The organism is Bradyrhizobium archetypum, assembly GCF_013114835.1.
Classification (GTDB): Bacteria; Pseudomonadota; Alphaproteobacteria; order Rhizobiales; family Xanthobacteraceae; genus Bradyrhizobium; species Bradyrhizobium archetypum.
The window spans coordinates 180,324-194,118 of the sequence record NZ_JAAVLW010000008.1 but is presented as its reverse complement, the minus strand read 5'-3'; the positions used below and the strand labels follow the sequence as shown (position 1 = coordinate 194,118).

Genomic DNA, 13,795 nt, shown 5'->3' with positions numbered 1-13,795 from the left:
GAGCCTGAAACGAGCATATCGACTTCAGAAGCCTGGAGCGGGCTTTCCTCCAATGACGGCGGAGGCTCAAACCTCGCAACCGGCCCGCTCGGACAGCCCTGATCTCATCGATGGCGGCCCGGATGGCCGTGGATATAGACCCCAGGGCCATTTTCGGCAAGCCGGAAATGCCCGATTTGGAGCCGTTTCGGCCGCCGACAGAGGGCTAGACCCCGCTATTTTCGCTGGGCGCGAACGGCCTCGACGATGGCAATCGCGGCCTGCACGCCAGCCTCGATATCGAGATTGGAATTATCGAGGATATGAGCGTCCGCCGCAGCCTTGAGCGGCGCGGCGGCGCGGTTCCTGTCCCTTTCATCGCGCTTGAGGATGTCGGCCAGCACCGCCGCCTCGTCGGCGGCTTCGCCACGCGCCAGCGCTTCCAGCGTCCGGCGGCGGGCTCGTACCTGAGGATCGGCGACGACGAAGATCTTCACGTCGGCATGCGGGCAGATCACGGTTCCAATATCGCGACCGTCGAGCACGGCGCCCGGCGGATCGGCCGCGAACTGGCGCTGAAAGTTAACGAGAGCTTCCCGCACACTCGGGATCGCCGATACGACCGACGCGGCATCGCCGATGTGCTGCGTTTTCAGTTCGGGATGGCCGAATTTTTCGGGATCGAGTTCCATTGCAACAGCGACTGCCCGCGCCTCATTGTTAAGGTCGAAACCCTGGTCGAGCAGCGCCTTCGCCACCGCGCGATAGATCACGCCGGTATCGAGATGGCGATAGCCGTAGTGATGGGCGAGGCGTTTGCCGAGCGTGCCCTTGCCGGAAGCCGCCGGCCCGTCGATGGCGATGATCATGAGAACTCGGCTCCGAGCGAGCGCATCATCGGAATGAAATCCGGAAAGCTGGTGGCGATGAAGGCGGTGTCGTCGACCTTAACCGGCTTGACGGCAGCGAGCCCCATCACCAGTGCCGACATCGCGATGCGGTGATCCATGTGGGTGGCGACGAGGCCGCCGCCGGGCACATGGCCGCGGCCTTCGACGATCAGGTCATCGCCTGCGATCTCGACCTTGACGCCGTTGACGCGCAGCATCGCGGCGGTCGCCTCCAGGCGGTCGGATTCCTTGACGCGCAATTCCTGCAGGCCGCGCATGATGGTGGTGCCCTCGGCAAAGGAGGCTGCGACCGCGAGCACCAGATATTCATCGATCATCGAGGGTGCGCGCTCCGGCGGTACCTCGACGCCGCGCAGCTTTGAGGCGCGCACGCGCAGGCGCGCCATCGGCTCGCCGGCGTCGCGGCGGACATCGCTTTCCTCGATGGAAGCGCCCATCTCGCGCAGCGTCGTGAACAGGCCGGTGCGCAACGGATTGGTCATGACGTCGGAAAAGGTCACGTCGGACCCCTCGACGATCAGCGCCGCCACGATCGGGAATGCCGCCGACGACGGATCGGCAGGCACGACAACCTCGGCGCCGTGCAGTTCGGGCTGGCCGGTCAGCGCGATCTTGCGGCCGTGACTGCCTTCCTTGGTCGAGACGATGTCCGCGCCGAAATGTTTCAGCATCAGCTCGGTGTGGTCGCGGCTGGCTTCCTGCTCGATGACCGTAGTGATGCCAGGCGCGGCAAGGCCAGCCAGCAGCACCGCCGACTTGATCTGGGCCGAGGCCACCGGGGTCCGGTAAAGGATCGGCACCGGATCGCGGGCGCCGTGCAGCGTCAGCGGCAGACGGCCCCCCTCTTTGGCCTCGCCGGCCTTCGCCCCCATCAATTCGAGCGGATCGAGGATCCGCCGCATCGGGCGGGAGCGCAGCGAAGCGTCGCCGTCGAACACGGCCGTGATCGGGCAGCCCGCAACCGCCCCCATCACCAGCCGGCATCCGGTACCGGAATTGCCGAAATCGAGCGGGGCGGCCGGCTGGGCAAAGCCGCCCACCCCGACGCCCCGGACCTGCCAGGCGAACGGACCCGTCCGCTCGACCGTTGCGCCCAGCGCCTGCATCGATTTGGCGGTGTTCAGGACGTCTTCGCCCTCGAGCAGGCCAGAAATGCGGGTTTCGCCGACCGAAAGCGCCCCAAGAATGAGAGCACGGTGTGAAATCGACTTGTCGCCGGGAACGCGGACTTTCCCGGCCAGGGGACCGCTGGCGCGGGCTTCCAGCGGGGTGGGCGTGGCTGTATGGGTCAAATTGTGGTCCTCTGCGGGGGCGGCAGTATCACATGGGCCCCGCGGCGTCACGCGGCCGTCAAATGCTTCAAAGCGCTATTGACACCAGCCTCTTAACTAGCCAAGTGAAGCACCGTTTTTCAGAATTTCCCAGGATCAACACGTGGCCAAATCCGATCTCGGAACCAAGCGCATTTGCCCGACCACGGGTAAGAAATTCTATGACTTGAACAAGAACCCGGTGATTTCGCCCTACACCGGCGAGGTTGTGCCGATCGCGCCGATCGCGCCGCCGCGCGCAGCGCGTGGCGATGCCGCCCGCGCCGCTGCCGCGACCACTGCCGCCGACATGCCGGAGCCCGCCGAGGCCGAAGAGTTGGTCTCGCTCGAGGAAGCCGACGCCGAGGAGAATACCGGCAAGGTCAAGGCCGTGGTTCCCGAATCGGAAGACGACATCGAGATCGACGAGACCATCGAGGACGATGACGACGACGATTCCACCTTCATTCCCGACGAGGAAGAGGGTGACGAGGACGTTACCGACATCATTGGTGACGTCGGAGGTGACGAAGAGACTTGAGATCGGCCCAGAACTGTGGTTCAGGGTCATGCCCGCACGCCGAACTTTAGGCGCGCGATTCTAAGGGGCCATAGCTCAGCTGGGAGAGCGCTTGCATGGCATGCAAGAGGTCGGCGGTTCGATCCCGCCTGGCTCCACCAGCCTTCGCTTGCTTCGCAAGCTACGGCTCGGCAAGCCACGCCGTGCTCTGTGGTAGCGAAGCTAGCGAAGGCTGCCGCGGCGTAGCCCAGAGGACGAAGCCGGGCTCTGTCCGTCAGGACTCGTTTTGCAAGCCGCGGACAGTGCCGATAGGTTGGTCGGCGGAGGCGATCCGCCATGAAATACGTCTACATCCTCGAAAATTTCGACTCTCTACCTTTCTACGTCGGCATTGCCGACGACTTGCGCGCGCGGCTGGCGAAGCACAATGCCGGAGAGGTCCCGCACACGTCGAAGCACGGGCCCTGGCGAATTAAGACTTACGTAGCGTTTAGCGATGCAGCGCAGGCCGTTGCGTTCGAAAAATACCTGAAGTCAGCGTCCGGCTGCACCTTCGCCAAGAAGCGCCTCTAACCGTCCCCTACTCCCCCAGCACCGCATTCAGCCTGTTACGTAACGCGACGATCTCGTTCTTCATTGCCACGAGTTCGCCGACCGAGCAGGCTGACGCCGCGAGGATCGATTGCGGCACGGCGCGAGCTTTCTCCCTGAGCGCCTCGCCCTTTGCCGTCAGCGCGATCAACACCTGCCGCTCGTCCTCGGTGCTGCGTGTCCGTTTGATCAACTCGGCCGCCTCCAACCGCTTGAGCAGCGGCGTCAGCGTGCCGGAATCCAGGAGCAGCCGCTCACCGATCTCCTTCACCGGTACGTCGTCGCGCTCCCACAGCACCAGCATGACGAGGTATTGCGGGTAGGTCAGGCCGAGCTTGTCGAGCAGCGGCTTGTAGACGCGGTTGAACGCGTGCGCGGTGGAATACACCGCGAAGCAAATTTGATTGTCGAGCCGGAGCGGAAAGTCCGCTGCAGATTTCCTGGCCATCACGACCTCGTTAACGAGCAGCACAAGGACACTGATTTGGTGGCCTAAGCGCTTGATTTCAATTGCATACAATTAAATCGCGCCATTCGCAATAATTTATATTGCGCGCAATCTAATTGTGTGCAATACGATTGCCGAAACGGCAAACCCAAGGGGAGACCGACATGTCCGTGAACGTGCTCTACAAGACCAGCGCCAAGGCGACCGGCGGCCGCGATGGCCACGCCGCCACCCTCGACGGCGCATTCGACGTCAAGCTCGCCACACCGAAAGAACTCGGCGGCGGTGGTGGCGCCGGCAATAATCCCGAGCAACTGTTCGCGGCCGGCTACGCCGCCTGCTTCATCGGCGCGATGAAGTTCGTCGCTTCGCAGGGCGGCCCGAAGGTGCCCGCCGATGCTTCGGTGACTTCCACCGTCGGCATCGGCCCGCGTTCGGCCGGCGGTTTCGGCCTCGACGTCGAGCTGGCCGTCTCGCTGCCCGGCATTCCCAAGGCCGAAGCCGAGGCTCTCGTCGCGAAAGCCCACCAGGTATGCCCCTATTCCAACGCCACCCGCGGCAATGTAGATGTGCGCCTGACGGTCGTCTGACGTCCCCGCACAAGCGGCCCGCCGCTAATGCCGGCGGGCCGTTCGTCTCACGGAATTTTCGGGTCCGCGCTCCGGCGGCCGCGTCATGCGCCTGTGCGCGCGACGCCATTGCCGCCGCGCCTGAAGACCGCTAGCTCAGGATTTCCATTCTCACCCCTGAGCAAAGGTTTTCTCCATGAGTTCTACCGGCGCAATGACCGGCCTGCGCGTGATCGATCTGACGCGCGTGCTCGGCGGCCCCTATTGCACGCAAATCCTGGCCGACCACGGCGCCGACGTCATCAAGGTCGAGCCGCCGGCCGGCGACGAGGTGCGCGATTGGGGCCCTCCGTTCCACGAGGAGGACGCGGCCTATTTCGTCGGCATCAACCGCAACAAGCGCTCCGTCGGGCTCGACCTTGCTTCCGAAGGCGGGCGCACGGTTCTGATGAAGCTGCTGGAGACGGCCGACGTCCTGATCGAGAATTTCAAGCCGGGCACGCTCGACAAATGGGGCATCGGCAACGAGGTGCTGCGCGCGAAATTTCCGAAGCTGGTGCACTGCCGGATTTCCGGCTTCGGCGCCGACGGTCCGCGCGGCGGCAATCCCGGCTATGACGCGATCATCCAGGCCATGACCGGAATGATCGCGGCGACCGGCTCGCCTGAAAGCGGCCCAATGCGAATCGGCGTTCCCCTGGTCGACATCACCACCGGGCTCTACGCGGCAATCGGCATCCTGATGGCGCTGTCGGAGCGGCAGCGTTCGGGTCTCGGCCAGTTCCTCGAAACCACGCTGTACGAGGCCGGCCTTGCCATCATGCATCCGCACACGGCGAACTACTTCATGCACGGCAAGCCGCCCTCGCTCACCGGCAACGAGCATCCGAACCTCGTTCCTTACGCGATCTTCCCGACCAAGACCGACAACATCTTCATCGGCGTTGGCAATGACGGCACCTTCCGCAAGCTCGCCAAGGAAATCGGCAAACCCGAACTCGGCACCGATCCGCGCTTTGCCCGCAACAAGGACCGCATCGCCAACCGCGACGCGCTGCGCGCCGAGCTCGCGGCCGTGTTCAGCCAGCACGAGGCCGAGCCGCTCTGCAATCGCCTGCTGGCGGCGGGCCTGCCGGCCGGCCCGGTGCAGAAGATCGACCAGGCGCTGACCAATCCGCATACGCTGCATCGCGGCGATATCATCGAAAAGGACTGGTACAAGGGCGTCGCCTCCCCGATCCGGCTGGAGCGGACCAAGCCCAGCCTGCGGCGGACGCCGCCGAAATTCAGCCAGCACACAGCGGAAGTGCTGCGCGAGTTCGGTTATTCGAAGAATGAGATCGAGGCGCTGGTCGCTGAGGGCGCGGTCTGCGGCTCGGAGCGGAAGCGCTAAACGTCGTCGCCCCTGCGAAACGCAGGGGCCCACACGCCGCGGCTTCGCTTTGGGCGCGGCGGTAGCCATCTCCGCAATCACAGACGGCTGTGGTTATGGGCCCTGCGTTCGCAGGCGCGACGGTTGCCATTTCCCCTTCGCCTATTTTCCGGCTTCCCTCCGCGCACGCTTTCCCACTACCATCCTTTCGCTTATACGGTCATTTGCACGTCATCCGGCGCTGTTATCGCGCGAAACGAAGGTGACGACCTTAACCCGGAGGGATTCCATGGCACTTCGACAATTCGGCGCAGCGGCGGCAGTGAGTGCTGCGCTGGCGCTTGCAACGCCTGCCCATGCTGCGATCGAGATCCAGTGGTGGCACGCCATGACCGGCGCCAACAATGATGTCGTCAACAAGCTCGCCGAGGAATTCAACGCCAGCCAGTCCGATTACAAGGTCATTCCGTCCTACAAAGGCGGCTATCCCGACACCATGAACGCCGGCATCGCCGCGTTCCGCGCCGGCAACGCGCCTCATATCATCCAGGTGTTCGAGGTCGGCACCGCAACCATGATGGGCGCCACCGGCGCCATCAAGCCGGTTCACCAGCTCATGAAGGAGGCCGGCGAGCCGTTCGACCCCAAGGCCTACCTGCCGACCATCACCGGCTATTACTCGACCTCGAAGGGCGAGATGCTGTCCTTCCCCTTCAATTCGTCCTCCATGGTCATGTGGATCAACAAGGATGAATTGAAGAAGGCCGGCATCAACGAAATCCCGAAGACCTGGCCGGAAGTGTTCGCCGCCGCCAAGAAGCTGAAGGCGGCCGGCCACGACAGCTGCGGCTTCTCCAATGCCTGGGCAAGCTGGGCGCATATCGAGCAGTTCTCGGCCTGGCACAATGTGCCGATCGGCACCAAGGCAAACGGCCTTGACGGCTTCGACACCGAATTGAAGTTCAACTCGCCGCTGCACGTGAAACACCTGCAGAACCTCGTCGATCTGCAGAAGGACAAGACTTACGACTATGGCGGGCGCACCAACACCAACGAAGCCCGCTTCAGCTCGGGCGAATGCGCGATTTTCCTGACCTCGTCCGGCTATTACGGCACCGCAAAGGCCACTTCCAAGTTCGACTTCACCTCGGCGCCGATGCCGTACTATCCAGACGTTCAGGGCGCGCCGCAGAACTCGATCATCGGGGGCGCTTCGCTGTGGGTGATGGGCGGCAAGAAGCCGGAGGAATACAAGGGGGTCGCAAAGTTCTTCACGTTCCTGTCGGACACCAACCGCCAGGCCAAGCTGCACCAGGAATCCGGCTATCTGCCGATCACCAAGGCAGCTTACGAAAAGTCCATCAAGGACGGGTTCTACGAGAAGAATCCGACCCTGCAGACTCCCTTGAAGGAACTCACCAACAAGGAGCCGACCGAGAACTCGCGCGGCCTGCGCTTCGGCAATATGGTGCAGATGCGCGACGTCTGGTCTGAGGAGATCGAGGCGGCGCTGGCCGGCAAGAAGGGTGCCAAGGAAGCGCTTGATTCGGCCGTCCAGCGCGGCAACGCCATGTTGCGCGCGTTCGAGAAGACTGCAAAGTAGGACGGACACCTCGGGGGGCGTCATTGCGAGCGAAGCGAAGCAATCCATTGTGCCGCACAACCGGTCAATGGATTGCTTCGTCGTTTCGCTCCTCGCAATGACGTAAGTGCTGAATGGAAAAATCGACCGTCTTCAACAACCGCCTGCTGCCCTATCTGCTGCTTTTGCCGCAGCTCGTCATCACAGTTGTCTTCTTCTATTGGCCGGCAAGCCAGGCGATCTGGCAATCCTTCCTGCGCGAGGATGCGTTCGGCCTCGTCTCCGAATTCGTCGGCCTGGAAAATTACCAAGCGCTGTTCGCTCAGCCCGAATATTACCGGTCGATGCTGACGACGGTGATCTTCTCGACGCTGGTCGCAGCGCTGTCGCTCTCGATCGCGCTGTTGTTCGCCACCCAGGCCGACAAGAACCTGAAGGCAGCGCCCGCCTACAAGACGCTGATGATCTGGCCCTATGCGGTGGCGCCGGCGGTGGCTGGCGTGCTTTGGTTCTTCATGTTTCAGCCCTCGCTCGGCATGCTGTCGCGGCCGCTGCGCGGCATGGGCCTCGATTGGAATCCGCTGCTGAACGAGAACCATGCGATGATTCTGGTGGTCATGGCCGCCGTGTGGAAGCAGATCTCCTACAATTTCCTGTTCTTCCTGGCCGGCCTCCAGGCCATTCCACGGAGCGTGCTCGAAGCCGGTGCGATCGACGGCGCCCGGCCGCTGCGCCGCTTCTGGACCATCACGTTCCCGCTGCTGTCACCGACGACGTTCTTCCTCCTGGTCGTCAACATCGTCTACGTCTTCTTCGACACCTTCGGCATCATCGATGCGGTCACCGGCGGGGGACCTGCCGGCGCCACCACCACCATGGTCTACAAGGTCTACGCGGATGGCCGTCTCGGCGGCGACCTCGGCGGCTCGGCCGCGCAGTCGGTAATACTGATGATCATCGTGATCGCGCTCACCGCGATCCAGTTCCGCTATGTCGAACGCAAGGTGCAGTACTGATGGTCGAGCACCGCCCCTTCACCGACTTCATCGCCTACGCGATCCTGACGCTTGGCGTTTTCATCGTGGCTTTCCCGGTCTATCTGGCGTTGATCGCCTCGACCCATGATGCCGCAACCGTGGTCGGCGGCCACATGCCGGCGTCGCCCGGCAGCCAAACGCTGGAAAATTACTACCGCGCCGTCTTTGTCGGCGGCTCGCGCACCAGCCGTGAACCCGTCGCCAACATGCTGATCAACTCCTTTGTCTCGGCGATCGGGATTGCGTTGGGCAAGATCTTTATCTCGATCCTGTCCGCATACGCGGTGGTCTATTTCCGCTTCCCGTTCCGCAAGACCGCGTTCTGGATCATCTTCATCACTCTGATGCTGCCGGTCGAGGTGCGCATCTATCCGACCTACAAGGTGGTCGCAGACTTGAAGATGCTCGACACTTACGCCGGCCTGATCCTGCCGCTGATTGCATCCGCCACCGGCACGCTGTTGTTCCGCCAGTTCTTCATGACAGTGCCGGACGAGTTGCTGGAAGCCTCGCGCATCGACGGCGCTGGCCCCTTCCGCTTCTTCTGGGATACGCTGCTGCCGCTGTCGATCACGACGATCGCCGCGTTGTTCGTGATTCAGTTCATCTATGGCTGGAATCAGTATCTCTGGCCGCTTCTGATCACCACGAAGGATTCGATGCAGACCATCGTGATTGGCATCAAGAAGATGCTGGTCACGAGCGACGAGCTCGCCGAATGGCAGCTTGCGATGGCAACAGCGGTCCTTGCCATGCTGCCGCCGGTCGCGGTCGTGATCTTCATGCAGCGGCTGTTTGTGCGCGGCCTGGTCCAGACGGAAAAATGAAATGGCTAACGTCACCCTCCGCAACGTCCGCAAGACCTATGCCGGCGGTTTCGAGGCCATCAAGGGCATCGATTTCGAGGTCGGCGACGGCCAGTTCTGCGTGCTGGTCGGCCCGTCCGGCTGCGGCAAGTCCACGCTGTTGCGGATGGTCGCGGGGCTGGAGACGATCACCGGCGGCGAGATCGACATCGGCGGTCGCGTCGTCAACCAGATCGAGCCGGCCGACCGCGACATCGCGATGGTGTTTCAGAACTACGCGCTCTACCCGCATATGAGTGTCTACAACAACATGGCCTACGGCCTGCGCAACCGCGGCATGGCGGAAGCAGAAATCAAGACGCGGGTGGAGGAAGCCGCGCGCATTCTCGAGCTCGGCGCGATGCTCGACCGCAAGCCGCGGCAATTGTCCGGCGGCCAGCGCCAGCGCGTGGCGATGGGCCGCGCGATCGTGCGGCAGCCAAAAGTGTTTCTGTTTGACGAACCGCTGTCGAACCTCGACGCCAAGCTGCGCATCGCCATGCGGGTCGAGATTCGAAAACTGCAGCGCCGGCTCTCGACCACCTCGATCTACGTCACCCACGACCAGCTCGAGGCGATGACGCTGGCCGATATTCTCGTCGTCATGAATGGCGGCCAGGTCGAGCAGATCGGCAATCCGCTGGAAATCTACCAGAAGCCAGCCACCACCTTCGTCGCCTCCTTCATCGGCGCGCCGCCGATGAACCTGATGCCGCTGCGCTCCGATGAGCTGAAGTCGCAACTAACTGGCGATATCAGAGCCAGCGCGGCCGGCATCCTCGGCATTCGGCCCGAGGATTTCGTCATCTCCAACGAAAGGGGCGCGGGCGGCGTGGCGCTCGGCCTCACCGTGGAAGCGATCGAGCGGGTCGGCGCCGAGACCTTCGTTTACGGCACAAGGCAAAAGGAGGAGCAGGGCGTCGCCGCCACCCCCGGCGAATTGCCACCCGGCGAGATCATTGTCCGGATTCCCGGCGCCGTCGGCCCGGCTATCGGTGAACGAATCAGGGTGGTGGCCGCCGGCGACAAGCTGCATCTATTTACCGCCGATGGACGGAAGCGGGTGGGTTAGCACCGTCATTCCGGGGCGCGAAGCGCACTACGGTGCGCCCGTGCGCACCTGAGAATCTCGAGATTCCGGGTTCAACGCTACGCGTTGACCCGGAGTGGCCGGCCGGAAAGACCCGCACCACGGCCGATTTACACAGCTTTCAGAGGTGCTTGAACCCTCCCCAAATCACCCCCATATTGTTCCTTGACCGGACGGCAAGTCGGCCGGCCGGTTGAATGGGGCGCCGCAAGGGCCCCTCAAAGTCGCTTCGAGAGGACTTTGTAATGTCTCGTGTTCCTTCGTTGTCCAGTCCGTTCCTGCTTGGGTTCGACGAAATCGAGCGTGCGCTCGATCGCGTTGTCAAAGGCGCCGACGGCTATCCTCCGTACAACATCGAGCGGTGTGACCGCACCAACGGCCAGCCCGAACGGCTGCGCATCACGCTGGCGGTGGCGGGTTTTACCCGCGACCAACTCGATGTGACCATTGAGGAAAACCAGCTCGTAATTCGGGGCCGCCAGCAGGACGACAAGGCCCGGCAATACATCCATCGCGGCATCGCCGCGCGCCACTTCCAGCGCACCTTTGTGCTGGCAGAGGGGATGCTGGTGCTGGGCGCGGATCTGAAAAACGGGCTTTTGTCGATCGATCTGGCCAGGCCGGAGCCTGAACGGGTCGTTAAGACAATCGCTATCAATGAACACGAATAATAGTGGAACAAGGAGCGGACTCGACCGCTTAATCTCCAGAGGAGTCGAGACCATGAGTGACGTGAGTGTGACCTTCGAACCTGAAAAGGTTTCCGTTGAGGCGCTGGCCCATCTTGGTGAAGGCCATATTGCCTATGTGAAGCAAGTCCGTTCCGAGGACGTGCCGGGACTGTTTCCGCAGGCGCCGAAGATCGCGCCGGGACTGAAACTGTTCGCGCTGCATGCCGCCGACGGCACCCCGATCATGCTGACCGACAGCCGCGAGGCGGCGATCGCCAACGCATGGAGCAACGAGCTTCAGGCCGTCAGCGTGCATTGAGGAAGCTTCGCCGGCATCGGCTGATCGGATGCCGAGCGAGTGCGAGAAGAGGGTTTCGGATACGCGGGCACAGCCCGCGTATCGTCGTTCAGAGCAAATTCCGGTTCGCATCGAGCGAGATGGCTTTTCTTCGAATCGTCATCTCGCTCTATCTCTTTGATTTGAGCATGATCTCCGCGCAAACGCCTTCGCGTTTGTCGCGAGGGAAGACCGGTTTCCACTTTTCCGGATCATGCCTTAGGCCGCGCGAACGGTTGAGAGGAATTTCTCCACCTCACCCTTGAGATGATTGCTCTGTCCCAGCAGGGATCGGGCCAGCCCGTGCACGTGGCTAGATGCTGTGCCAGTATCGGTCGCGCCGCGATTGACGTCGGTGATGCTGCCGGCGACTTGCGTGGCGCCCTGCGCCGCCTGCTGCACATTGCGCGAAATTTCCTGAGTCGTGGCACCCTGCTCTTCCACGGCCGCCGCGATCGCTTGTGAGATTTCCGCGATGCGGCCGATCGTGCCGCCGATTTCCTGGATCGCCGACACCGACTGATTGGTCGCCGACTGCATCTGGCTGATCTGCTCGCCGATTTCCTCGGTCGCCTTCGCGGTCTGCGCAGCGAGCGCCTTGACCTCGGATGCGACAACCGCAAATCCGCGTCCCGCCTCGCCGGCCCGCGCCGCCTCGATCGTGGCGTTCAGCGCCAGCAGGTTGGTCTGCTCCGCCACCGCGCTGATCATCTTGACCACTTCGCCGATCCGGCTGGCGGACTGCGCGAGATCGGCAATCCGCGCATTGGTCTGCTCGACCTGGCTCACCGCCTCGCGCGATATCTTGTGCGAATCCTGAACCTGGCGGCTGATCTCGGAGACCGACGAGGCCATCTCTTCCGCCGCCGCCGCGGCGGACTGCGCATTGGCCGAGGATTGCTCCGATGCGGAGGCAACCGTCGCCGAGAGCATCTGGGTCACTTCAGCGGTCTTGGTCAACCGGCCGGCGGATGATTCGAGCTCGGAGGAAGCGCTCGACACGGTCTGGATGATCTTCCCGATCACGGAGTCGAAGCCGTCTGCCATCTGCTGCATCGCGGCCTTGCGCTCGCCTTCCGCCTTGAGCTTCAGGTTGGCCTGCTCCGATTCCATCGATAGAACGCGCAGCGCGTTGTCCTTGAACACCTGAACCGCGCGCGCCATGGCACCCACTTCATCGCCACGGCTGAGCGCCGGCACCGAAACGTTGAGGTCGCCGCCGGCAAGGCCCTTCATCACGTCGGTCATTTGCGCGATGGGCCTGATAACGCCGAACGCTACGCCGAAAATGCCCGCGCCGATGACGAGAAACACCGCGGCAGAGACGCCCCACAGCAGGAACGTGAAGGTGCTGACGCGCCCCGTCGCCGCGACTTCGGTCGCCGCATTCTGGTCATTGGTCTGCTTGACGATGTCGTCGATGATGGCGCGGTGCGCGGTATAACGCGCGGTGATTTCCGCATAGGATTTCGCCGCAGCCGCGCTGTCGCCCTTGCCGAGTGCGGGAAGAAGTCCGTCCTGGATCGCGGTCCAGAACCGGCGCACCTCGCCGTCGGACTTCTCGACCAGCTTGGTCTTCAGCACCGGATCGAGATCCGACTTGACCCAGTAGTCGTGCCGCTCGTCATATTCCTTCTTGAGCTCTGCAATCCGGTCGCGATGCGCCGCAAGCTTGGCCGGGTCATGCAGCACAAGCGTGGCCTCGAGATAGGCCTCGATGACATATTCCGGCGGTGGCAAGATATCGGCAATGAGGTCGTTGCCGAGCTTGATCTGGTTGTAGAGTGGGCCGCCGACCTTGAGCTGTGACAGCGCGTAAACGCTGGTAGCAATGACGGCACCGAGACCTAATGCGGTGACCAATCCAAAAATCAATATCGCGCGCGAAATCGTCAGTCGCAGCGTCATGGCAATGTTCTCCGGGCGTTGAAAAAATCCCAGCGACCGAAATAACCGCTATTTAGCTTAAAATTGCGTTTAACGCGTTCACTACTTACGGGAAAAGGAGTTCCCGGAGGGAATTAGGCTGCGCTGGCCGGCGGCAGGGCCAGCACCGAATAGATCGCCTGCGCGTCGCGCGAGGCGCGAAGCTTCTTGGCGACGTCCTGGTCACGCAACAGGCGCGCAATCCGCGCCAGCGCCTTCAGATGATCGGCGCCCGCGCCCTCCGGCGCCAGCAGCAGGAAGATCAGGTCGACCGGCTGGCCGTCCATCGCCTCGAAATCGATCGGCCGTTCAAGCCGGGCGAACAGCCCGAACAGCTTTTCCAGCTTCGGCAGTTTGCCGTGCGGAATGGCGACGCCATAACCGACGGCGGTGGTGCCCAGCTTCTCCCGCTGCAACAACACCTCGAACACCGAGCGCTCGTTCTGGCCGGTCAGGGCGGACGCCCGCGCCGCCAGCTCCTGCAGCGCCTGCTTCTTGCTGATCACCTTCAATGCGGGGAGAATCGCCTCGGGTGCGACCAGATCGGTAATCGTCATGGGGCGTTCCGAGGTGAATTAACCGTCAGGTTGCGAGATAGGTTCTAGAA

15 protein-coding genes and 1 tRNA gene are annotated in these 13,795 nt (G+C 62.8%); 11 read left to right on the top strand and 5 right to left on the bottom strand.

Annotated elements, in window-relative coordinates:
- Positions 1-215: 215 nt before the first annotated feature.
- Both cmk and aroA read right to left on the bottom strand, forming a co-directional pair.
- The gene (gene cmk / locus HCN50_RS26270) at positions 216-848 is read right to left on the bottom strand and encodes a (d)CMP kinase (protein WP_171712787.1); all 633 of its coding nucleotides are present in this window, start codon (positions 846-848) and stop codon (positions 216-218) included.
- Positions 845-2,182, bottom strand: a complete 1,338-nt coding sequence (aroA, locus tag HCN50_RS26265; protein ID WP_171712786.1) for a 3-phosphoshikimate 1-carboxyvinyltransferase — start codon at positions 2,180-2,182, stop codon at positions 845-847. The genes cmk and aroA overlap by 4 nt, the downstream gene beginning before the upstream one ends.
- A 142-nt stretch (positions 2,183-2,324) precedes the next feature.
- On the opposite strand from aroA, the gene HCN50_RS26260 reads away from it, so the two are divergent.
- The 3 genes from HCN50_RS26260 (at position 2,325) to HCN50_RS26250 (ending at position 3,293) form a co-directional block, all read left to right on the top strand.
- On the top strand, positions 2,325-2,741 hold the full coding sequence (locus HCN50_RS26260) for a TIGR02300 family protein (RefSeq protein WP_171712785.1): 417 nt from the start codon (positions 2,325-2,327) through the stop codon (positions 2,739-2,741).
- 64 nt (positions 2,742-2,805) lie between these two features.
- Positions 2,806-2,881, top strand: a tRNA-Ala gene (locus HCN50_RS26255).
- A gap of 175 nt (positions 2,882-3,056) precedes the next feature.
- Complete coding sequence (locus HCN50_RS26250; protein WP_171712784.1) at positions 3,057-3,293, top strand: GIY-YIG nuclease family protein; 237 nt, start codon at positions 3,057-3,059, stop codon at positions 3,291-3,293.
- 7 nt (positions 3,294-3,300) lie between these two features.
- On the opposite strand, the gene HCN50_RS26245 is transcribed toward HCN50_RS26250, so the two are convergent.
- Positions 3,301-3,759: a MarR family winged helix-turn-helix transcriptional regulator gene (locus tag HCN50_RS26245; RefSeq protein ID WP_171712783.1), complete on the bottom strand. Its 459-nt coding sequence runs from the start codon at positions 3,757-3,759 to the stop codon at positions 3,301-3,303.
- A 164-nt stretch (positions 3,760-3,923) separates the two neighbouring features.
- On the opposite strand from HCN50_RS26245, the gene HCN50_RS26240 reads away from it, so the two are divergent.
- The 8 genes from HCN50_RS26240 to HCN50_RS26205 all read left to right on the top strand — a co-directional run bounded on the left by HCN50_RS26240 (position 3,924) and on the right by HCN50_RS26205 (position 11,244).
- Entirely contained in the window at positions 3,924-4,349 is a 426-nt protein-coding gene (locus tag HCN50_RS26240) for an organic hydroperoxide resistance protein (protein ID WP_171712782.1), read from the top strand.
- Between the two features lie 175 nt (positions 4,350-4,524).
- On the top strand, positions 4,525-5,721 hold the full coding sequence (locus tag HCN50_RS26235) for a CaiB/BaiF CoA transferase family protein (RefSeq protein WP_235977216.1): 1,197 nt from the start codon (positions 4,525-4,527) through the stop codon (positions 5,719-5,721).
- Between the two features lie 268 nt (positions 5,722-5,989).
- Complete coding sequence (ugpB, locus tag HCN50_RS26230; RefSeq protein ID WP_171712781.1) at positions 5,990-7,303, top strand: sn-glycerol-3-phosphate ABC transporter substrate-binding protein UgpB; 1,314 nt, start codon at positions 5,990-5,992, stop codon at positions 7,301-7,303.
- A gap of 113 nt (positions 7,304-7,416) precedes the next feature.
- Entirely contained in the window at positions 7,417-8,298 is an 882-nt protein-coding gene (gene ugpA / locus HCN50_RS26225; RefSeq protein ID WP_171712780.1) for a sn-glycerol-3-phosphate ABC transporter permease UgpA, read from the top strand.
- Positions 8,298-9,146 carry a sn-glycerol-3-phosphate ABC transporter permease UgpE gene (gene ugpE / locus HCN50_RS26220; protein ID WP_171712779.1) on the top strand — a complete coding sequence of 283 codons (849 nt, stop codon included), beginning with the start codon at positions 8,298-8,300 and terminating at the stop codon, positions 9,144-9,146. Before ugpA ends, ugpE begins: the two co-directional genes overlap by 1 nt.
- Before the next feature lies 1 nt (position 9,147).
- Positions 9,148-10,236: a sn-glycerol-3-phosphate import ATP-binding protein UgpC gene (locus HCN50_RS26215; protein WP_171712778.1), complete on the top strand. Its 1,089-nt coding sequence runs from the start codon at positions 9,148-9,150 to the stop codon at positions 10,234-10,236.
- Positions 10,237-10,499: 263 nt separating this feature from the next.
- Complete coding sequence (locus HCN50_RS26210; RefSeq protein ID WP_171712777.1) at positions 10,500-10,925, top strand: Hsp20 family protein; 426 nt, start codon at positions 10,500-10,502, stop codon at positions 10,923-10,925.
- Between the two features lie 52 nt (positions 10,926-10,977).
- Positions 10,978-11,244, top strand: a complete 267-nt coding sequence (locus HCN50_RS26205; RefSeq protein ID WP_057850486.1) for a BQ00720 family protein — start codon at positions 10,978-10,980, stop codon at positions 11,242-11,244.
- A 237-nt stretch (positions 11,245-11,481) separates the two neighbouring features.
- Here HCN50_RS26205 and HCN50_RS26200 read toward each other — a convergent pair whose 3' ends face one another.
- Positions 11,482-13,170 (bottom strand): methyl-accepting chemotaxis protein, encoded by a 1,689-nt coding sequence (locus tag HCN50_RS26200; protein ID WP_171712776.1) that lies wholly within the window; start codon positions 13,168-13,170, stop codon positions 11,482-11,484.
- Between the two features lie 113 nt (positions 13,171-13,283).
- A complete protein-coding gene (gene ptsN / locus HCN50_RS26195) occupies positions 13,284-13,745 on the bottom strand; it encodes a PTS IIA-like nitrogen regulatory protein PtsN (protein WP_028347914.1) in 462 nt (153 codons plus the stop codon).
- Between the last annotated feature and the right edge of the window lie 50 nt (positions 13,746-13,795).